General features: G+C 71.3%; 18 protein-coding genes and 1 tRNA gene. 8 read left to right on the top strand and 11 right to left on the bottom strand.

Going from position 1 to position 20,715, the window contains the following annotated elements:
* Positions 1-24: 24 nt before the first annotated feature.
* A complete protein-coding gene (locus tag EDC34_RS07625; RefSeq protein ID WP_114959912.1) occupies positions 25-1,161 on the bottom strand; it encodes a GGDEF domain-containing protein in 1,137 nt (378 codons plus the stop codon).
* A gap of 126 nt (positions 1,162-1,287) precedes the next feature.
* Between EDC34_RS07625 and metF the strand changes: the two genes are divergently transcribed.
* Positions 1,288-2,112, top strand: a complete 825-nt coding sequence (metF, locus tag EDC34_RS07620; protein WP_114959911.1) for a methylenetetrahydrofolate reductase [NAD(P)H] — start codon at positions 1,288-1,290, stop codon at positions 2,110-2,112.
* 17 nt (positions 2,113-2,129) lie between these two features.
* The gene (locus EDC34_RS07615; protein WP_114959910.1) at positions 2,130-2,639 is read left to right on the top strand and encodes a hypothetical protein; all 510 of its coding nucleotides are present in this window, start codon (positions 2,130-2,132) and stop codon (positions 2,637-2,639) included.
* Between the two features lie 27 nt (positions 2,640-2,666).
* On the opposite strand, the gene EDC34_RS07610 is transcribed toward EDC34_RS07615, so the two are convergent.
* From EDC34_RS07610 to EDC34_RS07585, 6 genes are all read right to left on the bottom strand, one after another.
* Positions 2,667-3,770: a branched-chain amino acid aminotransferase gene (locus tag EDC34_RS07610; protein WP_114959909.1), complete on the bottom strand. Its 1,104-nt coding sequence runs from the start codon at positions 3,768-3,770 to the stop codon at positions 2,667-2,669.
* A gap of 100 nt (positions 3,771-3,870) precedes the next feature.
* Complete coding sequence (locus tag EDC34_RS07605; RefSeq protein ID WP_114959908.1) at positions 3,871-5,220, bottom strand: sensor histidine kinase; 1,350 nt, start codon at positions 5,218-5,220, stop codon at positions 3,871-3,873.
* On the bottom strand, positions 5,177-5,860 hold the full coding sequence (locus EDC34_RS07600; RefSeq protein ID WP_114959907.1) for a response regulator transcription factor: 684 nt from the start codon (positions 5,858-5,860) through the stop codon (positions 5,177-5,179). Before EDC34_RS07600 ends, EDC34_RS07605 begins: the two co-directional genes overlap by 44 nt.
* A gap of 217 nt (positions 5,861-6,077) precedes the next feature.
* Positions 6,078-6,992 (bottom strand): 30S ribosomal protein S6--L-glutamate ligase, encoded by a 915-nt coding sequence (rimK, locus tag EDC34_RS07595; protein WP_114959906.1) that lies wholly within the window; start codon positions 6,990-6,992, stop codon positions 6,078-6,080.
* A 148-nt stretch (positions 6,993-7,140) separates the two neighbouring features.
* A tRNA-Gly gene (locus tag EDC34_RS07590) sits at positions 7,141-7,214 on the bottom strand.
* Between the two features lie 70 nt (positions 7,215-7,284).
* Positions 7,285-9,228, bottom strand: a complete 1,944-nt coding sequence (locus tag EDC34_RS07585; RefSeq protein WP_114959905.1) for an autotransporter domain-containing protein — start codon at positions 9,226-9,228, stop codon at positions 7,285-7,287.
* Positions 9,229-9,423: 195 nt separating this feature from the next.
* On the opposite strand from EDC34_RS07585, the gene trmB reads away from it, so the two are divergent.
* The gene (gene trmB / locus EDC34_RS07580; RefSeq protein WP_114959904.1) at positions 9,424-10,176 is read left to right on the top strand and encodes a tRNA (guanosine(46)-N7)-methyltransferase TrmB; all 753 of its coding nucleotides are present in this window, start codon (positions 9,424-9,426) and stop codon (positions 10,174-10,176) included.
* A 66-nt stretch (positions 10,177-10,242) separates the two neighbouring features.
* Positions 10,243-12,081 carry an SLC13 family permease gene (locus EDC34_RS07575; RefSeq protein WP_114959903.1) on the top strand — a complete coding sequence of 613 codons (1,839 nt, stop codon included), beginning with the start codon at positions 10,243-10,245 and terminating at the stop codon, positions 12,079-12,081.
* Here the strand turns inward: EDC34_RS07575 and EDC34_RS07570 are convergent.
* Positions 12,075-12,443: a Rieske (2Fe-2S) protein gene (locus tag EDC34_RS07570; RefSeq protein WP_165921020.1), complete on the bottom strand. Its 369-nt coding sequence runs from the start codon at positions 12,441-12,443 to the stop codon at positions 12,075-12,077. The genes EDC34_RS07575 and EDC34_RS07570 overlap by 7 nt on opposite strands.
* A gap of 71 nt (positions 12,444-12,514) precedes the next feature.
* Between EDC34_RS07570 and EDC34_RS07565 the strand changes: the two genes are divergently transcribed.
* From EDC34_RS07565 to EDC34_RS07550, 4 genes are all read left to right on the top strand, one after another.
* Entirely contained in the window at positions 12,515-12,793 is a 279-nt protein-coding gene (locus EDC34_RS07565; protein WP_114959902.1) for a hypothetical protein, read from the top strand.
* Positions 12,793-13,518 (top strand): fumarylacetoacetate hydrolase family protein, encoded by a 726-nt coding sequence (locus EDC34_RS07560; RefSeq protein ID WP_114959901.1) that lies wholly within the window; start codon positions 12,793-12,795, stop codon positions 13,516-13,518. The genes EDC34_RS07565 and EDC34_RS07560 overlap by 1 nt, the downstream gene beginning before the upstream one ends.
* A gap of 37 nt (positions 13,519-13,555) precedes the next feature.
* Complete coding sequence (gene mscL / locus EDC34_RS07555) at positions 13,556-13,969, top strand: large-conductance mechanosensitive channel protein MscL (RefSeq protein ID WP_114959900.1); 414 nt, start codon at positions 13,556-13,558, stop codon at positions 13,967-13,969.
* Between the two features lie 69 nt (positions 13,970-14,038).
* Entirely contained in the window at positions 14,039-15,466 is a 1,428-nt protein-coding gene (locus EDC34_RS07550) for a M28 family peptidase (protein WP_114959899.1), read from the top strand.
* Between the two features lie 7 nt (positions 15,467-15,473).
* Here EDC34_RS07550 and EDC34_RS07545 read toward each other — a convergent pair whose 3' ends face one another.
* From EDC34_RS07545 to EDC34_RS07535, 3 genes are read right to left on the bottom strand one after another with little or no spacing between them, the layout of a single operon-like run.
* Complete coding sequence (locus EDC34_RS07545; protein ID WP_114960030.1) at positions 15,474-16,337, bottom strand: TrmH family RNA methyltransferase; 864 nt, start codon at positions 16,335-16,337, stop codon at positions 15,474-15,476.
* Positions 16,330-19,464: an efflux RND transporter permease subunit gene (locus EDC34_RS07540; RefSeq protein WP_114959898.1), complete on the bottom strand. Its 3,135-nt coding sequence runs from the start codon at positions 19,462-19,464 to the stop codon at positions 16,330-16,332. The genes EDC34_RS07545 and EDC34_RS07540 overlap by 8 nt, the downstream gene beginning before the upstream one ends.
* Before the next feature lie 4 nt (positions 19,465-19,468).
* Entirely contained in the window at positions 19,469-20,560 is a 1,092-nt protein-coding gene (locus EDC34_RS07535; protein WP_114959897.1) for an efflux RND transporter periplasmic adaptor subunit, read from the bottom strand.
* Between the last annotated feature and the right edge of the window lie 155 nt (positions 20,561-20,715).

Here is a 20,715-nt window from a genome sequence, read left to right as displayed (position 1 = left end):
GCGCCCGTTTTCGTAGCGGCGATGTCAGCCTGGAGCGGCCACCGCCACGGTATTGCGTCCGGCGGACTTGGCCCGGTACAGCGCGGTGTCGGCCGCGTGGTAGAGCGCATCGCCGTTGCCGTCACGGCGGGGATCGAAGGCGGCCGCGCCGATGCTCACGCTGCAGTGCAGTTCGCGGTCGGGCAATGCCAGCGGCTGGGCCGCGAACGCGGCGCGGAACATGTCGGCACGCCGCACCGTTTCGTCCAGGCCACCGCGCACGAGCACCCCGAACTCCTCGCCCCCCAACCGCGCCACCAGCTCGCGCCCGGTATCCGGGAACGCCGCCTGCAGGCTTGCGGAGAATATGCACAGGCAGGCGTCGCCGGCGGCATGGCCGTGGCGGTCGTTGATGGCCTTGAAGTGGTCGAGGTCGAGCAACAGCAGGATGAGTGCATTGCCATCGTCCCGGGCCCGTGCGCACCAGTCGCCCAGCGCGGCGGAGAACCGGCGGCGATTCGCCAGCCCGGTCAGGCCGTCGCGCCGGCTCTGCTGCTCGAACAGGTCGCGCTGGCGGCGCAGTTCGTCCTCCAGATCCAGCCGTTGGCGGTATTCGCCATGGCTGCGGCGCAGGGCCAGACTGATGTACAGCAGGTAGAGGCAGCTCACCGCGATCAATTCGAAGCGCGAGCCGTTGGCGATCAGCGCGCCCAGGGTGGAGAGGTACAGCAGGCAAAGGGCGGCGAACGCAGCCCGCAGGCGCATCGGGAAGTTGTGCGCGAACGCGGTGGCGAAGGCATAGGAGCTGATCGCGGCGACCGTGCGCGCGCTTTCGCTGGGCGTCGTCAGCAGCAGCCATGCCACTGCCACCCCCCACACCGCGGAATTGATCAGCAGCAGCGTCCAGATCCAGTCCAGGCGTCGGCGCACGGCATCTTCCGGCGCGCTGTCCGGCAGACCGCGGACGCGGAACCGCAGCACGTTGAGTCCAACGAACACCAATGCGATCAGCAGGAACGGCCAACGCGCACGCTCCCACAGCCCGCTGGCAGCCCCGGCGAGCAGCCACAACAGAAGGTAGAACGGCCCGCCCAGGCGCAGGCGCTGCAGCGTCTCGGCAAGTTCCTGCAGCAATCGCGGCGATGCGGGCTGTCCGCCCGGCGCGGTGGCAACGTGGTGCATTCGGGCCCTCCCCGAGCGAAACGATGCGGCCACTCCCGGTGGGCGGTCAAGTTGCAGCCCTTCAAATATCCTTTCATCCGAATATAAGGATATGTAGAATGGGCCAGCCCCTCGCGAGTGCCGACCATGCTGCCGATCAGCTTCGAGTTCTACCCGCCCAAGACCGACGAACAGCGCGAGCAGTTCGACCGCAGCGTGCGCAAGCTGAAGGCATATGCCCCGGAGTTCATGTCGGTGACCTTCGGTGCCGGCGGCTCCACCCTCGGCCAGACCCCGGAAACCGTGCAGCGCCTGCGCCAGCAGCACGCGCTGGACGGGGTGCCGCACCTGACCTGCGTGGGCGGCAGCCGCGAGGAAATCCTGGCGCTGCTGGCGCGCTACCGCGCGCTGGGGTGCACCCGGATCGTCGCCCTGCGCGGCGACCTGCCCTCGGGCATGGCGCGCAGCGGCGATTTGCGCCACGCTAGCGAGCTGGTGCAGCTGATCCGCGAGGAGCATGGCGAGCACTTCCACATCGAAGTCGCGGCCTACCCGGAAGTGCACCCGCAGGCCCCGGACGCGCAGGTGGACCTGCGCCATTTCAAGGCCAAGGTGGAGGCCGGGGCGAGCGGCGCGATCACCCAGTACTTCTACAACGCCGACGCCTATTTCCGCTTCGTCGAGGATGCCAAGCGCGCCGGTGTCGATATCCCGATCGTCCCCGGCATCATGCCGATCGCCAACTACGCCCAGCTGCGCCGCTTCTCCGAGGCCTGCGGCGCGGAGATCCCGCGCTGGATCGACCGCCGCATGCGCGCGTTCGGCGACGACGGCGCGGCGATCCGCGAGTTCGCCGCCGATGTGGTGGCCGCGCTGTGCCGCCGCCTGCTGGACGGCGGCGCACCGGGGCTGCACTTCTACACCCTCAACCTGGCGCGTCCGGTGCAGGCGGTGCTGCAGCGGCTGGAGTGAGCGCGTACCCTGCGCGCATGCCCCGCATCGCCCCCCTGCTGCTGCCGGCGCTCCTGCTCGGCCCGCTGCCCGCGCCGCCCGTGCAGGCACAGGTGCGCCAGTGCCTGGCGGCGGACGGCACCCGCATCTATACCGACCGCCAGTGCGGCGACATCGCCGCGCGCGAGGCACCCGCAGCCCTGGCGGCCGGCGCCGGCGGTGCCCTGCTGACGGCGCGCGGCGGCTGCGCGCGCAGCGTGGAGGACCTGGCGGATGCGCTGGAACGCGCGCTGCAGGCCGGCGACGCCAACCAACTGGCCGCGCTCTACGACTGGGCCGGGATGGGCAGCGCCGCCGCCAATGCGGTGCTGGACCAATTGCAGCGGATTGCAGGGCGCCCGCTCGTCGGCGTGCACGCACGCACGGACGAGGCCACCGGTGCGGTCACCGGGCTGGTGGCGGAGCAGGTGGACGGCAACGGGCGCACCCCGCGCCAGGCCGGATTCGGCCTGCGCCGGCGCATGGGCTGCCTGTGGCTGACGCTGTAGCGGCGGCGCCACGAACGGCGCGCGCGCTCAGCGCAGGCGCACCATCCAGCCGTGGCGATCGGGCACGCGCCCGTACTGGATATCGGTCAGCTCGCGGCGGATCGCCATCGTCACCGCGCCCGCCGGCGCGTCGAGGTCGCCCACCGCGAAGTCCTTGCCCTTGAGCTGGCCGATCGGGGTCACCACCGCGGCGGTGCCGCAGGCGAACACCTCGCTGATCTCGCCGGATGCTACGCCCTGCATCCACTCGTCGATCGCGATCTTGCGCTCCTCCACCTGCATCCCGCGGTCGCGCGCCAGCTGCAGGATGCTGGAACGGGTGACGCCCTCGAGGATGCTGCCCGACAGCGCCGGGGTGACGATGCGGCCGTCGCGATAGACCAGGAACACGTTCATGCCGCCGAGTTCCTCGATGTAGCGGCCTTCCACCGGGTCCAGGAACAGCACCTGCGAGCAGCCGTTGGCATAGGCCTCCTGCTGCGGCAGCAGCGAGGCGGCGTAGTTGCCGCCGCACTTGGCCGCGCCGGTGCCGCCCTTGGCCGCGCGCGCGTAATCGCGCGACAGCCAGATGCCGACCGGCTTCACGCCGCCGTGGAAGTAGGCGCCCGCCGGACTGGCGATCACGTAATAGCCCGCGGCCTGCGCCGGGCGCACGCCGAGGAAGGCCTCGGTGGCGATCATGAAGGGGCGGAAGTACAGGCTGCTCTCCGGCTGCGATGGCACCCAGCCGTGGTCGATGGCGATGAGCTGCCGCAGCGACTCCACGAACTCCGCCACCGGCAGCTGCGGTAGCGCCAGCCGCGCCGCCGAGCGCTGCAGGCGCTCGCCGTTGGCCTCGGGGCGGAAGGTCCAGATCGAACCGTCGGCATGCCGGTAGGCCTTGATGCCCTCGAAGATCTCCTGCCCGTAGTGCAGCACCGCCGCGGCCGGGTCCAGCGCCAGCGGCCCGTAGGCGCGCACCTGCGCATCATGCCAGCCGTGCGCCTTGTCCCATTGGATGGACACCATGTGATCGGTGAAGATGCGGCCGAAGCCGAGCTCACCGGCCAGCAGGGCCTCGCGCTGCGCATCGCTGCGGGCATGGTCGGACGGAATGACCTGGTAGGCCAGCGGCGCGGCGGCGTGGTTCATGCGGGATTCCTTGCGAACGGACTGCGCATTATGCCGCCGAAGCCGCATCCAAGCCCACTTCCGGCATCCGTCGCCCGCGCACGGCAGGCGCGAAGGCGGCTCAGCCGAAGCGCAGGGTCGCCACCACGCCGCGTTCGTCGCCGGGCCGCACCTGCACGTCCCAGCCGTACAGCGCGCACAGGCGGCGCACGATCGACAGGCCGATGCCCCCGCCCTGGGAGTGCCCGGCATGGGTGCCGCGGTAGCCACGCTCGAACAGGCGTGCGGCATCCTCGGCGCTGAGGCCGGGGCCGGAATCGCGCACCTCCACCGCCTGCGGCAGCACGCGCACCACCACCTCGCCGCTGGGGGTGTACTTCACCGCGTTGCCGATCAGGTTGCCCAGCGCCACCGCCAGCGCCGACTCCGGCACCTGCAGCGGCAGGCTCGGCTCGCCCTCCAGCTTCAGCTCGACCGGCTTGCCGCCGAGCTGGGCACGGTGGCTTTCCAGCAGCTGCTGCGCCACCTTGGCGACATCGCACTGACCGACCGCGCGCTCGTTGCGGGAGAGCAGCAGCAGCGCGCCGATCAGGTCACTGCACTGCTGTTCGGCGCGCTGGATGCGCAGCAGGCGGGTACGGGTGCGTTCGTCGAGGTCGGGCTTGGCCAGCAGCAACTCGGCCGCGCCGCGGATCACCGCCAGCGGGGTGCGCAGCTCGTGGCTGACGTCGGCGTTGAACTCGCGGTCGCGCTGCACCACCTCGGTGAGCCGCGCGGCATAGTCGTCCAGCGCGCGCGCCAGCTCGCCCACTTCATCGTCCGCGAAGTCCGGCGCCAGCGCCTCGGGTTCGGAGCTGTTGCCCGAGCGCCGCAGACGCCGCGCCAGTTCCGACACCGGCGCCATCACCCGCGACGCCGACCACCAGCCCAGCACCAGCGCGAACAGGGTGAACGCCAGCACCGCCGCCAGCAGCCAGCGCGCGAGCAGGTCCGAGGTGGCTGCCGCATCGGTGACGTTGTAGCGCACCAGGCTGGTGAAGGGCTTGCCCTCGCGGCTGATGCCACGGCGCACCGCCACCTTGTACACCTGCATCGCGCCGCGCGCGTCCGGTTCGCGGATCTCGTGCACCCCGGGCTTGAGGTCGCGGTACAGCGGGTTGATCTTGTAGGCATTCGCATCGCTGAAGGTGCGCGCGTCGAACACCAGGTAGAACGGCGGCTCGTCCGGATTGGTTTCGACATGCCGCACGAGGTTGTCCACCTCGCGCTGCAACGTCTTCTCGATCAGCTGGTTCTCCAGCCGGTTGCGCAGGTGCACCATCGCCACCGCGAACAGCGCGGTCAGGCCGAAACCCAGCAGCACGAACGAGGTGATGATGCGGGTGCGCAGCCGGCGCCGGCCCGGCGGGCGGCGCTGCGCGGAAGCCTCAGCCGTCGGCATCGGGGGGCGCGATCCGGTAGCCGATGCCATGGCGGGTCTGGATCATGGGCTTGGCGAAGGGCTTGTCCACCGCCGCGCGCAGGCCGTGGATGTGCACCCGCAGCGAGTCGGAATCCGGCAGTTCCTCGCCCCACACCCGGTTCTCGAGTTCCTGCCGGGTCACCACCGCCGGCGAGGCCTCCATCAGCGCCTGCAGGATCTTCAGCGCGGTCGGGTTGAGCTGGATCGGGCGCCCCTCGCGGTGCACCTCCAGGGTGTCCAGGTTGTATTCCAGCTCGCCCACGTTGAGCACCCGCGCCGGCAGCCCGCGTCCGCGCCGCGCCAACGCGTTGAGGCGCACGTTCACCTCCTGCAGCGCGAACGGCTTGATTAGGTAGTCGTCGGCCCCGGAATCGAAGCCGGCCAGCTTGTTGTCCAGCGAATCGCGCGCGGTCAGCATCAGCACCGGGGTGTGCTTGCGGGCATCGCCGCGCAGCTTGCGGCAGACCTCCAGCCCGTCCATCCCCGGCAGGTTGAGGTCCAGCACGATGGCATCGAAGTCGTGCACCACCGCCAGGTGCAGCCCGGTGACGCCGTCCGCGGCGAAATCCACCGTGTGCCCGCAGTCCTCGAGGTAATCCCCCAGGTTGGCGGCGATGTCGGGGTTGTCTTCGATGACCAGTACGCGCATGTGTCTCGTCTCCAGGTGGCCGCAGGCCCCGGTTATGACCGGCGCGGCGCAGGCCGGTTCCCGGATTCTTGCACAGCCGCGCCGCGGCGGCGGGCGGAACGCGGACGACAAAAAGCCCGGGCGGTGGGGAGTCGCCCGGGCCAAACGTCTCATCGCCCTGCAGTGCCGGCCGAGGGGGAAGCGCGGCGGGCACGGGTGCATGGTGCGCGCGGGGCGATTAAGAATCCGTCAAATCCGCGTTGCGCTTGTGTTGCAGGCCGGCCGCGCGGGCCACCACGTGCTCGACCACCGCGCCGGCCACGTCGATCCCGGTGGCCTGCTCGATGCCTTCCAGCCCGGGCGAGGAATTGACCTCCAGCACCAGCGGGCCGCGCTTGCTGCGGATCAGGTCCACCCCGGCCACGCCCAGGCCCAGCAGGCCGGCCGCACGCACGGCTGTGTCCACCTCTGCCCGGCTCGGACGCACCGGCCTGGCGCTGCCGCCGCGGTGCAGGTTGGAGCGGAAGTCGCCTTTCGGGGCCTGCCGGCGCATCGCCGCCACCACCCGGTCGCCGACCACGAAGCAGCGCAGGTCGGCGCCCTTGGCCTCGGCGATGAACTCCTGCACCAGGAAATTCGCGTACAGCCCGCGCAGGGTCTCGATGGTGGCGCGCGAGGCGGAGGCCTTCTCGGCCAGCATCACGCCGGCGCCCTGGGTGCCCTCGTTGAGCTTGATCACGTGCGGCGGCGGGCCCAGCATCGCCAGCAGGTCGGCGGTGTCGTCCGGGTTGTCGCCGAACACCGTCACCGGCAGCCCGATCCCCTCGGCCGCCAGCACCTGGTGGCAGCGCAGCTTGTCGCGCGCGCGCGCGATCGCCGCCGCGCTGTTGGGGCTGTAGCTGCCCATCAGTTCAAACTGGCGCAGCACCGCGCAGCCGTAGCGGGTGATCGACGCGCCGATGCGCGGCACCACCGCGCCGTAGCCGGCGATCGGCTTGCCCTTGTAATGCATGTCGAAGCCGTCGCTGCTGATCCGCAGGTAGCAACGCAGCGGGTCGAGCACCCGCACGCTGTGGCCGCGCTGGCGCGCGGCCTCCACCAGCCGCCGGGTGGAGTACAGCTTGCCGTTACGGGACAGGATGGCGAGTTTCATGGGAATGCCCGGTGGGGAGTGCCCGATGGAAGCCCTGGCCGCCGACGGCTGCCGCCGGGCCGGCTGCACGGCGCCCCAATGCAAAGGGCGGCACCCGTGAGGATGCCGCCCTGATATTGCAGGAGATGCCGCAGGACCTGCGCGAAACTGGAGCGGGTGATGGGAATCGAACCCACGTTAGCAGCTTGGGAAGCTGCAGTTCTACCATTGAACTACACCCGCGCGGGCGGCAAGTCTATGCCGGCGCCCGGCCGGGATGCAACGCGTGCACGCCCAGCCGCGCCCGCGGCGATCAGAACGAACCGCCCAGCGTCACGTAGAAGCTGGCGTTGCTGCCGCCGCTCTGGCCCACGGTGACGTTGGCGCCGGTGGTCAGGTCCAGGCCGCCCAGCTTGTTGCGCAGGCCGACGGTGAAGGTGCCGTAGGTGCGATCGAAGTCCAGCCCCGGCACCGCGTACGGCAGCGAGCCGGACAGCGACAGCGACTGCGCCCACACCTGGTCGGCCGGCTTCTTGTACTCGTGGTCGCCGGTCAGGCGCACGAACGGCTGCACATGGTCGTTGATGGCGTAGCTGGCCTGCCAGCCGGCGCTGCCGATCAGCGAATCGCCCTTCTGCTTCATGTAGGCCAGCGCGCTGGACTGGTTGCTGTCCTCGGCGTAGCCATCCACGCGGATGGTCTGCGACAGCAGCGACACCACCGGGCCGTGCTCCCACTTGCCGTGCTTGAAGGTCCAGCCCGCGCTGGCGCCCACGCTCAGGTTGGTGCCGTCCGGGGAGCCGTGGTGGATGCGCACGGCCTGGCCGAGGTTGACCTGGCGGTCCACCTTGTAGCCCAGCTTGGTCCAGCTGGCCTGGCCGTTGACCCACAGGCCGTCGCTGGCCCAGCCGACGAAGCCGCCGACGCTGGCATCGGTCTGGCGGAAGCTGCCGCGATTGAAACCGAAGTCGAGATCCTGGCGGCCGTAGCCGGCGAACGCGCCGTACAGCAGGTTGCCGCTGCGCCAGCCCACGCCGAACGACCCGGTGCCGCCGAACCCGTCGAAGCCCTGGGAATTGACGAAACGCTGCTGGTCGCCGCGGATATCGGCCCACCAGCGCATGCCGTCGCCTTCCTGCATCGCCATGCCGGCGACCGCGCTATCCACGCCCACCGCGCGCGCGCGCCCGACCACCCCGGCCGAATGCGGCAGCACCGCGATGCTGCGCGGGCCATCGATCATCGCGATCGCAAGATCCCCCAGCGCCTGGTGCGCGGCCGAGGTCGGGTGCACGCCATCAGCGAACAGATAGGTGTTGGCGCCGTTCGGTACGGTCGAGGCCGGGCTGCAGAACAGCGAAGAGCTGCCCGCCGGCGCCGGCTGCGGCTGGCAGGCCGCGCTGGTGACGTTGGTCAGGCCGTAGGTGCTCGGGCTCGCCACCACTTCCTGCAGGAAGTGGAACGTGTCCACCGGGATCACGTGCAGGCCGGCGGTCGCCAGCCCGGCATACAGCCCGCCGTTGTAGGCGGTGGACAGGGCGGTGCCGAGCGCGATGCCCTGGGCGCCGCCGGCGGCGGCATCCGGGGTGAGGCCGATGTCCGGGATCGTCGGCACCAAAATGTAGCGGGCACCGGCGCTGGTCATCGCGCCGATCAGGGTGATCTGGTCGCCGACCGCAGTGCCGATGATCGCCTGCGCGGCCGCGCTGCCGGCGGCATCCGCCTGGGCGGCGGTGCCACCGCCCAGCAGGGTGCTGACATAGGCCGTCTGGTAGGCGCTGGTGGCGGCGAAGATGTCGTTGGCGCCGCCCCACACGGTGTACAGCGCATTCGGATCCACCTTGTTGCCCGCCGCCAGGTAGGCGTTGTACTGGCTCACCAGCGAGGGCGTGTAGCCCAGCCCGCCGACGCTGTCGATCTTCACCCGCGCGCCGCCGACCGCCCAGTTACTGCCGGTGCCAGGGGTCGGGGTCAGGGTGGTGTTGCCGGTCCAGGCCGGATTGGCATTGCCGCCGTAATAACTGGACAGGTAATCGGCCCAGAGGTAGCCGGGGTTGGTGGTGAAACGGCCGATGATGGCGCCGTTGGGGCCGACCAGGTTGATCAGCATCGGCCGGAAATAGCCGCCGTCGGTCAGGCTGTCGCCGAAGAAAATGGTCTGCGAGAACGGCGACTTCGGCGCGCTCTGGGCGAAGGCGGGCAGCGCGGCCAGGGCCAGCGCGGCGGTAAGCAGGGTCCTGCGGAAAGAGCGTTTCATGGGCATCCTCGCGTGCATGGGTGTGGATATCGCGCAAAACGTCGGCGGCCCACCGGAGCCTGCCGCAAGCCGTACGCCGGCGAATGGCGGCGATGGTTTCATGGAATCATAACGCCCTCACGCTGCAGCGCATCACGCCGCCCCGCGAGCGGCGACAATGGCGGCCTGCCACGCGCATCCACGGGAACCAACGCCTTGACCGACCCCTACTCCAGCCAGGGCGCGAAAGCGCCGCCCAAGCCCTTCACCGCCACCGAAGGCCAGCGCAAGGTGCGCAGCTTCGTGCTGCGCCAGGGGCGCTTCACCGAGGCCCAGCAGCGCGCCTTCGACGCGCTGTGGCCGCGCTTCGGCCTCGATTACACCGGCGCGCCGCGTGATTTCGACGCCGCCTTCGGCCGCCGCGCGCCGCGCATCCTCGAGATCGGCTTCGGCAACGGCGAGGCGCTGCGCTATTCGGCCGCCCGCGACCCGGCGCGCGACCATATCGGCATCGAGGTGCATGCCCCCGGCGTTGGCCGCCTGCTCAACGCGCTGGCGGAAGACGATGCGCAGAACGTCCGCCTCTACCACCACGACGCAGTGGAGGTGCTGGAGCACGAGATCGCCGATGACGCGCTGGACGAGGTGCGCATCTACTTCCCCGATCCCTGGCACAAGAAGCGCCACCACAAGCGGCGGCTGGTGAACCCGGCCTTCGCCGCGCTGCTGGTGCGCAAGCTGGCGCCCGGCGGCCGCCTGCACCTGGCCACCGACTGGCAGGACTACGCCGAGCAGATGTGGGACGTGCTGGACGCCACGGCCGGGCTGGCCAACCGCGCCGGCCCGCGCGGCCACGTGCCGCGCCCGGACTGGCGGCCGCAAACCCATTTCGAGGCGCGCGGCCTGCGCCTCGGCCACGGCGTCTGGGACCTGCTGTACGACCGCGTCGCGACCACCGGCGCGGGCTGACGCGCGCGCAAAACGCGCTACCCTGCCTGCACCCCCGCCGCCAACGCCCGCGCCCGCCGCCCCGGAATGGATACCACCCTCGTCCTCACCAACGACATGCTCTGGGTGCTGGGGCTGGTGGCGTTCGCGATGGCGATGTTCCTGTTCGAGCGCATCCGCGCCGACGTGGTCTCGCTGGTGGTGCTGGTGGTGCTGGGGCTGACCGGGCTGGTGGCGCCGGAGGACCTGTTCGGCGGCTTTTCTTCGGACGCGGTGATCAACGTGATCGCCACCATGATCCTGGGCGCCGGGCTGGACCGCACCGGTGCGCTGAACCGGCTGGCCGGCTGGCTGCTGCGGCGCGCGCACGGGATCGAGCGCCGGCTGGTGCTGCTGGCCTCGGCGGTGGCGGGGCTGAACTCGGCGATCATCCCCAATACCTCGGCCACCGCGCTGTACCTGCCGGTGGCCTCGCGCCTGACCGCACGCACCGGGGTGAGCCTGTCGCGCCTGCTGATGCCGATGTCGGCGGCGATCATCATGGGCGGCTGCCTGACCATGGTCGGCAACTCGCCGCTGATCCTGCTCAACGACCTGCTGGTCTCGGCCAATGCCAGCATGCCCTCCGGCGCGGCCTCGCTGGCGCCGCTGAAGATGTTCGCGCCGCTGCCGATCGGGTTGGCGCTGCTGGCGACCTCGCTGGCCTACTTCCACTTCTTCGGCCAGCGCGTGCTGCGCGAAAGCGGCGACGAGGCGGTGACCCCGGCGCGCACCCAGAGCTATTTCGCGCGCACCTACGGGATCGAGGGCGACATCCACGAACTCACCGTCACCGCCGACAGCCCGCTGGTGGGGATGAGCGTGGGCGATGCCGAGGCGCTGGTGGACATGCCGCTGCTGCTGGCGCTGCGTACCGGCGAGGAATCGCGGCTGGCGCCGCCGGCGGACACCCGCATCTGGGTGGGCAGCGTGCTCGGCGTGATGGGCCGGCGCGAGGACATCGTCGATTTCGCGCAGAAGAACTTCCTGCGCGTGTCCTCGCGCCTGCGGGTATTCGGTGATCTGTTCAACCCGGCGCGCGCCGGCATTTCAGAGGCGGTGATCCCGCCCACCTCCAACTTCATCGGCAAGTCGCAGTCGCAGCTGCGCCTGCGCAAGCAGTTCGGGCTGAGCCTGCTGGCGATCAACCGCGACGGCAAGGTGCTGCGCGAAGACGTGCGCAACGTGCCGCTGCAGGCCGGCGACATGCTGGTGCTGCACAGCATCTGGACCGACCTCGCCGAGGCCGCGCGCAGCCGCGACTTCGTTGTGGTCACCGACTACCCCAAGGACGAGCAGCGCCCGCACAAGTTCAAGATCGCGATGGCGATCTTCGCGCTGTCGATGCTGCTGGCGCTGTCCTCGCGCATCCCGACCTCGATCGCGCTGATGACCGGCGTCGCCGGGATGCTGGTGACCGGGGTGCTCAAGATCGACGAGGCCTACGCCGCGATCAGCTGGAAGACGGTGTTCCTGATCGCCTGCCTGATCCCGCTGGGCTGGGCGATGGATTCCAGCGGCGCCGCGGCATGGGTGGCCGGGCACAGCATCGAGCGCCTGCCGCAGGGGATGCCGCCATGGCTGATCGAGATCGCGCTGGCCCTGTTCACCACCGCGTTCTCGATGGTCATCAGCCACGTCGGCGCCACCATCGTACTAGTCCCGCTGGCGATCAACCTGGCGCTGGCGGTGAATGGCAACCCCACCGCGTTCGCGCTGGTGGTGGCGCTGTCGGCCTCCAACAACTTCGTCACCGCCTCCAACCCGTCGGTATCGATGATCACCGGGCCGGCCGGCTACAGCGTGCGCGACATGTGGCGCTCGGGCGGGCCGCTGACCCTGCTCTACACCGGGGTGATCGTGGCGATGGTCAACCTGCTCTACTGAGCGGCCGGCGCCGCGCCCAGCCACACCCGGCCGTCCGCGCAGTGCACTGCCACCGCGCGCAGCGACTCGCCGCGGCAGGGGCCGGCCACGCAGCGGCCATCGTCGAGGGCGAAGCTGGCCCCGTGCACCGCGCACACCAGTTCGCCGGCCTTGCTGCGCAGGAACATCCCCGGCGCGTAGTCCAGCCGGCGCCCGGCATGCGGGCACACGTTCAACCAGGCGCGCACGCCGCCATCAGCGGCACGGTGCAGGATCAGCGATTCCGGCGCGCCGTCCAGCGGTGCCTCCACGGCCAGCAGGCCATCGCGGGGCAGGGCCTCCAGCGCGGCCAGCGCCACGCCTTCGTTTAACGAACTGCTCACACCCGCCCCGCCGGTTCTGCCGATACTGCCCGCATTGTGTCATGACCCTGTCACGTTCAGGATCCCCAGCAATGTCGTTCTTCCAGCACTCCGCCTTCCTGCGCCTGCGCACCCTGGTTTCCGGCACCCCGCGCCGCCCGCGCCACCCGCTGCTGCGGGTCGTGCTGGGCGTGGTCGGGATCGCCCTGCTGCTGGCGCTGCTGGCGGTCGGGCTGGTGGTCGGCCTGGCGATGCTGCTGGGCGGCCTGCTGTGGCGCCTGCTGGCGCGCCCGGGCAAGCCGGTGCGCGTGCGCGGGCGCACCCTCGAGGGCGATTACCGGGTGGTGGGCAAGCCGTCGCTGGCGCGCTGATGGATCTGGTGCCGGCCGCGGCTGCGCCGCGCATTCCCGTTCGCGATCCCCACGGCCACGCGCTGGGCGAGTTCCCGGTGCGCCGCATCTACTGCGTGGGCCGCAACTTCGCCGACCATGCGCGCGAGATGGGTGCCAGCGCGCCGGCCTCGAAGGCCGAGCGCGGGAATCCCGTGTTCTTCATGAAGCCGGCGGATGCCATCGTCACCGACGGCGTGGTGCCCTACCCGCCCGGTACCGCCGACCTCCACCACGAGGTCGAGCTGGTGGTCGCGCTCGGCCGCGATGCCCCGGCCGGCCTCCTGCCGGTGGAAGACGCCGCGGCGCTGGTGTTCGGCTACGGCATCGGGCTGGACCTGACCCGGCGCGACCTGCAGGCGGCGGCCAAGGCCAAGGGCCTGCCGTGGGATACCGGCAAGGGCTTCGACCATTCCGCCCCGGTCTCCGCGCTGCTGCCGGCCGCCGCGGTGGGTGCGCTGGCACCGCTGGAACTGTCGCTGGAGGTCAACGGCCAGCGCCGCCAGGCCTCGACCCTGGACCAGCTGATCTGGGACGTGCCCGAGATCCTGCACGCGCTGTCGAAGCTCTATGCCCTGCGCGCCGGCGACCTGGTGTTCATGGGCACCCCGGCGGGCGTGGCCGCGCTGCATCCCGGCGATACGTTCCGCGCGCGCCTGGGCGGGCTGCTGCAGCTGGATGGCCGGATCGCCCTGCCGGCGGGTTAAGCTGGCGCCACACGCCACCCTTGGGGAGCCACCGCCGATGGGCATGATGACCGAGTTCCGGGAATTCGCGATGCGCGGCAACGTGATCGACCTCGCCGTCGGCGTGGTGATCGGCGGCGCGTTCGGCAAGATCGTGTCGGCGCTGGTGGACAAGGTGATCATGCCGCCGATCGGGCTGCTGGTCGGCGGCGTGGATTTCTCCAAGCTGGCGATCACCCTCAAGGCCGCGCACGCCGGCCCGGACGGCAAGGAGATCCCCGCGGTGGTGCTCGCCTACGGCGAGTTCCTCAACGCGGTCATCCAGTTCGTCATCATCGCGTTCGCGATCTTCCTGCTGGTCAAGGCGATCAACCGCCTGCACCGCGCGCCCGCGCCGGCCCCCGAGGTACCGCCGGCAACGCCGGAAGACGTGCTGCTGCTGCGCGAGATCCGCGACGCGCTGAAGAAATAACTTCCGGCACAGGCCGGGCCACACGCGCGCCGCCTAGACTCCGGGGTTTACCGCTGCCGGAGCCTGCCGATGCGCACCACCGTCCTCGCCGCCGCCCTCGCCCTGCTGGTGGCGGCCCCGCTGCACGCCGCCCAGCCCACCCGCATCCCGGATACCGCGCTGGCGCGCGCCGCGCAGCTGCAGGCGCAGGCGCTGCGCGACGACACCGGCTGGAAGACCGTGGAAGCGCTGACCACCGAAGTCGGCCCGCGCCTGGCCGGAAGCGAAGCCGATGCGCGCGCGGTGGAGTGGGCCAAGGCCCGGTTCAAGGCGCTGGGCTTCGACCGGGTGTGGACGGAACCTGTGACCTTCCCGAAGTGGGAGCGCCGCAGCGAGTCGGCGCAGGTGCTGGGCGCGCATGCACAGGCGCTGCACGTCACCGCGCTCGGCGGCAGCCCGGGCGGTACGATCGAAGGCGAAGTGGTGCGCTTCGACTCGCTGGAGGCCCTGCAACAGGCCGCGCCCGGCTCGCTGGCCGGCAAGATCGCCTTCGTGGACGTGCCGATGCCGCGTAGCCGCAGCGGCGAAGGCTATGGCCAAGTGGGTTCGAAGATCCGCGGCGCCGGCCCGTCGGCGGCCGCGCGCGCCGGCGCGATCGGCTACCTGATGCGCTCGGCCGGCACCGACATGCACCGCAACCCGCACACCGGCATCAGCCGCTTCCAGCCCGGAGTGACGCCGATCCCGATGGCCGCGCTGTCGCTGCCGGACGCCGACCAGCTCACGCGCCTGGTCGCGCTCGGCCCGACCCGGGTCAAACTGGCACTGGACTGCGGCTGGAACGGCGAATACACCTCGCAGAACGTGATCGGCGAGATCACCGGGCGCAGCAAGCCGAACGAGGTGGTGGTGATCGGCGGCCACCTGGATTCCTGGGACCTGGGCACCGGCGCGATCGACGACGGCGCAGGCGTTGCCATCACCATGGCCGCCGGCCACCTGATCGCCCAGCTGCCGAAGGCACAGCGCCCGGCGCGCAGCCTCCGGGTAATCGCGTTCGCCAACGAGGAGCAGGGCCTGTGGGGCGGGCGCGCCTATGCCGAGGCGCACAAGGCGCAGCTGCGCCAACACCAGATCGGCGCGGAAAGCGACTTCGGCGCGGGGCGCATCTACGCCTTCAAAGCCGACGTGCCCGCGCACGCGCAAGCCGCGCTGGCGCAGATCGCCCAGGCGCTGGCGCCACTGGGCATTACCGCCGGCAGCGCTGGCGAAGAGGCCTGCGGGCCGGACCTGTCGCCTTTCCACGCCCTCGGCATGGCCTGCGCCGGTCTGGCCCAGGACGGTACCGACTACTTCGACTACCACCACACGCCGGACGACACCCTCGACAAGATCGACCCGGCGGCGCTGGCGCAGAACGTCGCCGCCTACGTCACCTTCGCCTACCTGGCCGCGGACGCGGACGGCGACTTCGGCAGCGCGCCGAAGCCGGAAGCCGCCGCGCCGGCGGCGAAGTAAGCGCGGCTCAGGCCGCGCGCGCGGCCCACTGCGCCAGCAGCACCGCGGTGGCGGCGGCCACGTTGAGGCTCTCCACCGCACCGCTGCCGGGGATCGACAGCCGCAGGTCGCAGGCCGCGGCCAGCGCCGGCGACATCCCCGGGCCTTCCGCGCCCAGCACATAGACCAGTCGCGGCGGCAGCGGGGCACGGAACAGATCGTCGCCGCCGCGCACCACGGTGGCCGCGAGCCGGAACCCGGCCCCGCGCAGCTGCGCGAGGCTGTTGTCCTCACGCCCCAGCCGCACCAGCGGCACCGCCTCGGCGCCGCCCTCGGCCACCCGCGCCGCCGCGCCCGAGAGCGCCAGCTCCGAATCCTTCGGCAGCAACACGGCGGCGGCCCCGAAATGCGCGGCGCTGCGCAGGATCGCGCCGAGGTTGTGCGGATTGCCGACCCCGTCCAGCCACAGCGCGCACTGCGGCCCGGCCGGCAACTCGCGCAGCCAGGACGACAGCGGCGGCGGCGCCTTCCGCAGCACGTCGGCGACCACGCCCTCGTGGTGTGCGCTGGCGGCCAGCTTGTGCAGGTCCGCCTCCGCCACCACCCGGTAGCCGATGCGGTGGGCGACGCACCACTTCAGCAGCGGCTGCAGCTGCGGGATGCGCGCCTCCGCCAGGTACAGCTTGCGCAGCGCCTGCGGCCGCCGCGCGAACACCGCGCGTACCGCGTTTAGGCCGTAGATCCTCAGCTCGGCGTCACGCCGCTCGCGCACAGGAGGCGCCGGCACTTCATCCTCCGGCACCTGCCGGCGGGCATCCTGGTGATGCCAGGTCCGCCGTGAGGCATGCGCCTCCCGTGGCAACCGCGGGGCGTTGTCATCACGCTTACGCATGGCCACCCGCCTGCGGGGTCTCCGCCTCCAGCGTCTCCAGGGTGCGCGCCAGCGCCTCGGGCGAGCGCGTGTAGCGCGCCAGCGCGGCGTAGAACGCCGGCACCACGAACAGCGACAGGAAGGTGGAGAACGAGACCCCGAAGATCACCACGATGCCGATGGTGGCGCGGCTGGCCGACCCCGGGCCGCCGAACACCACCAGCGGCACCGCGCCCATCACGGTGGCGATCGAGGTCATCAGGATCGGGCGCAGGCGCACGCCGGCGGCCTCGATGATGGCGTCGCGGACGGTGCGGCCCTCGTCGCGCAGCTGGTTGGCGAACTCCACGATCAGGATGCCGTTCTTGGCGGCCAGGCCCACCAGCATCACGATCCCGATCTGCGAGAACAGGTTGACCGTGCCGCCGGTGAGCCACAGGCCGATCAGCGCGCCGAGCACGCCCAGCGGCACCGTGAGCATGATCACCAGCGGATGCAGGAAGCTCTCGAACTGCGCCGCCAGCGCCAGGTACACGATCAGCAGCGCCAGCGCGAAGGTCACCAGCACCTCGCCGCCGGAGCGCTGTAACTCGCGCGATTCGCCCTTCCAGCTGATCTGCGCGTAATCCGGCAGCGCCGCGCGCGCGGTCTGCTGCGCCCAGGCCACCGCCTCGCCCAGCGGGTAGCCGGGCGCCAGGCGCGCGCTCAGGGTGATCGAACGCAGGCGGTTGAAGCGGTTGAGCGTGCCCGGCTCGGCGATCTCGCGCAGCGTCACCAGGTTCGACAGCGGCACCAGGCTGCCGTCGCGCGCGCGCACCTGCAGCGACTGCAGGGCGGCCACCGAATCGCGGCCGCCGCGGTCGGCCTGCAGCATCACGTCGTATTCCTCGCCGTTGTCCACGAAGGTGGTGGCGCGGATGCCGCCCATCATGGTCTGCAGCGCATTGCCGATCGCCGCCACCGGCACCCCGAGGTCGGCCGCGCGCGCCTTGTCCACCACCACCCGCATCTGCGGGCGGGTTTCCTTGTAATCGGAATCCGGGCCGAGGAAGCCGGGGTTGTCGGCCATCTTCGCCAGCATGATGTCGCGCCACTGCGCGAGTTCCTTGTAGTCCGGCCCGCCCAGCACCAGCTGGAACGGCTGCCCGCGGGTGCGCACTAGGCCGCCGCCGGCCATCGTGCGCACGCGCACGCCGGGCAGGCCGGTGAACTTCTTCTCCAGCTCGCCGGCGAGCTCCACCGTGCTCTTGTCGCGCTGGTCCCAGGGCTGCAGGAACACGATCGCGCGCCCGGTGTGCATTTCCTCGCTGGTGCCGAAGCTGCCGGGTACGCGCGGGTTGGCGCGCAGGATCGGCTTGTCCGGGCCGGTCAGGCCGGCCAGGATCGCCTCGACCTGCTGCATCTGCTTGACCGTGTAATCGAAGCCCGCGCCCTCCGGGCCTTCCACCAGCAGCTGGAACGCGCCGCGATCCTCGGTCGGGGCGAGCTCGCTGGGTAGATGCCGGAACAGCAGTACCAGCGCCACCACCGCGGCCAGCAGCAGGCCCGCGAACAGCCAGAGGCGGTGCACGTGGCGCGTCAGCACGCCGCGGTAGCCCTCGGCCAGGCGCTGGAAGCGGGCGTTGATCCATTCGCTGACGCGGTTGCCGTGCACCGCGTGCGGGCCGGTATGCGGGCGCAGCAGCTTGCTGGCCATCATCGGGGTGAGGGTGAGCGCGACGAACGCGGAAATGGCCACCGCCGCCGCCAGCGCCACCGACAGCTCGCGGAACAGGCGGCCGGTGTTGCCCTGCAGGAAGCCCACCGGCAGGAACACCGCCACCAGCACCGCGGTGGTGGCCAGCACCGCGAACGCCACCTGCGCGGTGCCGCGCCTGGCGGCAACCAGCGCCGGCTCGCCGAGGTCCACCCGGCGCTGGATGTTCTCCACCACCACGATGGCATCGTCCACCACCAGCCCGATGCACAGCACCAGTGCCAGCAGGGTCAGCAGGTTGATCGAGAAGCCGAACGCGTACAGCGCGATGAACGCGGCGATCACGCACACCGGCACCGTCACCGCCGGGATCAGCGCCGCGCGCACGCTGCCGAGGAACAGCCAGATCACCACCAGCACCAGCACGATCGCCTCCAGCAGGGTCTCGTACACCCGCGCCACCGCGGCCGAGATGAAGGTGGTGCTGTCGTAGGCAACGTAGATGTCGGTGCCCTTGGGCAGGGTCGGGCGGATGCGGTCGGCCTCGGCCTTGGCTTCGTCCGCCACTTCCAGGCTGTTGGCGGTGGAGGTCTTGACGATACCGATGCCCAGCGCCGGCTCGCCGTTGCTGTGGTACCAGGCGCGGCGTTCGGCCGACTCCAGCGCCACCCGCGCCACGTCGCCCAAACGCACCACGTAGCCATCGCGGCCCTTGCCCAGCGGCAGGTCGGCGAACTGCCCGGGGCGGGTGTAGTCGCGCGCCACCCGCAGGATGAAGTCGCGGTCGGCCGACTCGATCCGACCCGCGCCCAGCTCGACGTTCTCCGCGCGCAGCGCGCTCTCCACGTCGGCCGCGGTCAGGCCGCGCGCGGCCAGCTTGTCGCCGTCTAGCCACACCCGCATCGCGTAGCGCTGGCTGCCGCCCAGGAACACGCGCGCCACGCCCTGCAGGCTGGAGAAGCGGTCCACCAGGTAGCGCTGCGCATAGTCCGACATCTGCATCTGGTCCATCGTGGTGGAGCGCAGGTTGAACCAGATGATGGCGTCGGAATCGGCCTCGACCTTGCTGATCTCGGGCGGGCGCGCCTCCGGCGGGAGGCGGTCGGCCACCCGGCTCACCGCGTTGCGCACGTCGTTGGCGGCGGCCTCGATGTCGCGGGTAGCGTAGAACTCGATGCTGATCCGCGAGCTGCCGTTCTGGCTGCTGGAATCGATGGTGTTGATGCCCTCGATGCCGGCCAGCGCATCCTCCAGCGGCTTGGTGATGCGGGTCTCGATCACCCCTGCGGACGCGCCGGGATAGTCCACCTGCACCGAGACGATCGGCGGGTCGATCGCCGGCAGCTCGCGCAGGGTCAGGCGCAGGAACGACATCACCCCGAGCACGATCAGCAGCAGGCTCATCACCACGGCCAGCACCGGGCGCTTGATCGACAGGTCGGACAGTTTCATGGCGTCACTTCGCCGCTGCGGCGGGGGCAGCGCCGGACGCGGCGCGGGCGCTGGCCGGTGCGACCGGCGTGATCTTCGCGCCCGGCTGCAGCTTGCCGGTGCCCTGGGTGACGATGCGATCGCCGGCGACCACGCCCTCCTTCAGCATCACCCAGCCGGGGATGCGGCCACCCACCACCACATCGGCCTTCTCCACGCTGCCATCGCCCTTCACCCGCCAGACGAAGGTCTCGCTGCCCACCTGCTGCACCGCCAGTTCCGGCACCACCAGCGCCGGGCGGGTGGCGCGCACCAGCGTCACCTCGACCAGCATCCCCGGCTTGAGCAGGCGTTCGGGGTTGGCGAACTCGCCGCGCACGGTAGCGGCGCGGGTCGCGGCCTCCAGCCGCGCCGACACGGTGACGACCTTGCCTGCGAACGTGTGCCCCGGCCAGGCGCTGGCGCGGCCCTGCAGGGCCTGCCCCGGCGCGACCCCGGCCAGCTCGGTCTCGGGTACCGGGAAATCCACGTAAACGCGGGAGATGTCGTCGAGGGTGGCGATCGCCGTGCCCGGCGTCACCAGCGCGCCGGGGCTGACCTGGCGGATGCCCAGCACCCCGGCGAACGGCGCGCGGATCACGCGGTCCGCGAGGTTGGCGCGGATCTGCGCCGCCTGCGCCTGCGCCGCATCGCGGGTGGCGCGCGCGGTGTCCAGCGCGGCGCGCGCGACCAGCTGCTGCCCGGCCAGCTGCTCCAGCCGCCGGTACTGGGCGTCGGCATCCTGCGCCTGCGCCTGCGCGGAGGCCAGCGCCGCCTGCTGCTGCTGGCCGCTCAGGGTCACCAGTGGCGCGCCTTGGGCCACCTCCTGCCCGCTTTCGAAATGCACGGCCTGCACGGTTTCGCTGACCTTGGCGGTGACCGTCACCGCCTCGCGCGCGTGCACGGTGCCCAGCGCGCCCAGGCTGTCCTGCCAGTCGCGCAGCGCCACCGCCTGCACTTCCACCGCCTGCGGCGCGTTGCTACGGCCACCGCCCTGCGGGGCCGCCGGCTTGCCGCAGGCGGCCAGCAGCAGGCACAGGCAGGACACGAGGACGGCACGGACGAAAAACGGCGGCATTGGGCAGGCTCGACTCGGCTGAACCGTTGATTCTAGGCGGCGCCGCTTCCGGCGCCCTGTGCCATCGGCTGGGGCAGGCGCCGGAATCCGCGGGGCGCCAGTATCTTTCTACGCCCCCGCTCCCCGCATGGATGCAGGCACCGCCCCCAGACGCA

The sequence above is a fragment of the Thermomonas haemolytica genome (assembly GCF_004346265.1).
GTDB classification, from domain to species: Bacteria; Pseudomonadota; Gammaproteobacteria; order Xanthomonadales; family Xanthomonadaceae; genus Thermomonas; species Thermomonas haemolytica.
This window is presented reverse-complemented; position numbering and strand designations above follow the sequence as displayed.

What these genes read in the sequence shown, in the direction of transcription:
- EDC34_RS07625 (WP_114959912.1), bottom strand. Translation starts at nt 1,161, where the DNA reads ATGCACCACGTTGCCACCGCGCCGGGCGGACAGCCCGCATCGCCGCGA.
- metF (WP_114959911.1), top strand. Translation starts at nt 1,288, where the DNA reads ATGCTGCCGATCAGCTTCGAGTTCTACCCGCCCAAGACCGACGAACAG.
- EDC34_RS07615 (WP_114959910.1), top strand. Translation starts at nt 2,130, where the DNA reads ATGCCCCGCATCGCCCCCCTGCTGCTGCCGGCGCTCCTGCTCGGCCCG.
- EDC34_RS07610 (WP_114959909.1), bottom strand. Translation starts at nt 3,770, where the DNA reads ATGAACCACGCCGCCGCGCCGCTGGCCTACCAGGTCATTCCGTCCGAC.
- EDC34_RS07605 (WP_114959908.1), bottom strand. Translation starts at nt 5,220, where the DNA reads ATGGCATCGGCTACCGGATCGCGCCCCCCGATGCCGACGGCTGAGGCT.
- EDC34_RS07600 (WP_114959907.1), bottom strand. Translation starts at nt 5,860, where the DNA reads ATGCGCGTACTGGTCATCGAAGACAACCCCGACATCGCCGCCAACCTG.
- rimK (WP_114959906.1), bottom strand. Translation starts at nt 6,992, where the DNA reads ATGAAACTCGCCATCCTGTCCCGTAACGGCAAGCTGTACTCCACCCGG.
- EDC34_RS07585 (WP_114959905.1), bottom strand. Translation starts at nt 9,228, where the DNA reads ATGAAACGCTCTTTCCGCAGGACCCTGCTTACCGCCGCGCTGGCCCTG.
- EDC34_RS07575 (WP_114959903.1), top strand. Translation starts at nt 10,243, where the DNA reads ATGGATACCACCCTCGTCCTCACCAACGACATGCTCTGGGTGCTGGGG.
- EDC34_RS07565 (WP_114959902.1), top strand. Translation starts at nt 12,515, where the DNA reads ATGTCGTTCTTCCAGCACTCCGCCTTCCTGCGCCTGCGCACCCTGGTT.
- EDC34_RS07560 (WP_114959901.1), top strand. Translation starts at nt 12,793, where the DNA reads ATGGATCTGGTGCCGGCCGCGGCTGCGCCGCGCATTCCCGTTCGCGAT.
- mscL (WP_114959900.1), top strand. Translation starts at nt 13,556, where the DNA reads ATGGGCATGATGACCGAGTTCCGGGAATTCGCGATGCGCGGCAACGTG.
- EDC34_RS07550 (WP_114959899.1), top strand. Translation starts at nt 14,039, where the DNA reads ATGCGCACCACCGTCCTCGCCGCCGCCCTCGCCCTGCTGGTGGCGGCC.
- EDC34_RS07545 (WP_114960030.1), bottom strand. Translation starts at nt 16,337, where the DNA reads ATGCGTAAGCGTGATGACAACGCCCCGCGGTTGCCACGGGAGGCGCAT.
- EDC34_RS07540 (WP_114959898.1), bottom strand. Translation starts at nt 19,464, where the DNA reads ATGAAACTGTCCGACCTGTCGATCAAGCGCCCGGTGCTGGCCGTGGTG.
- EDC34_RS07535 (WP_114959897.1), bottom strand. Translation starts at nt 20,560, where the DNA reads ATGCCGCCGTTTTTCGTCCGTGCCGTCCTCGTGTCCTGCCTGTGCCTG.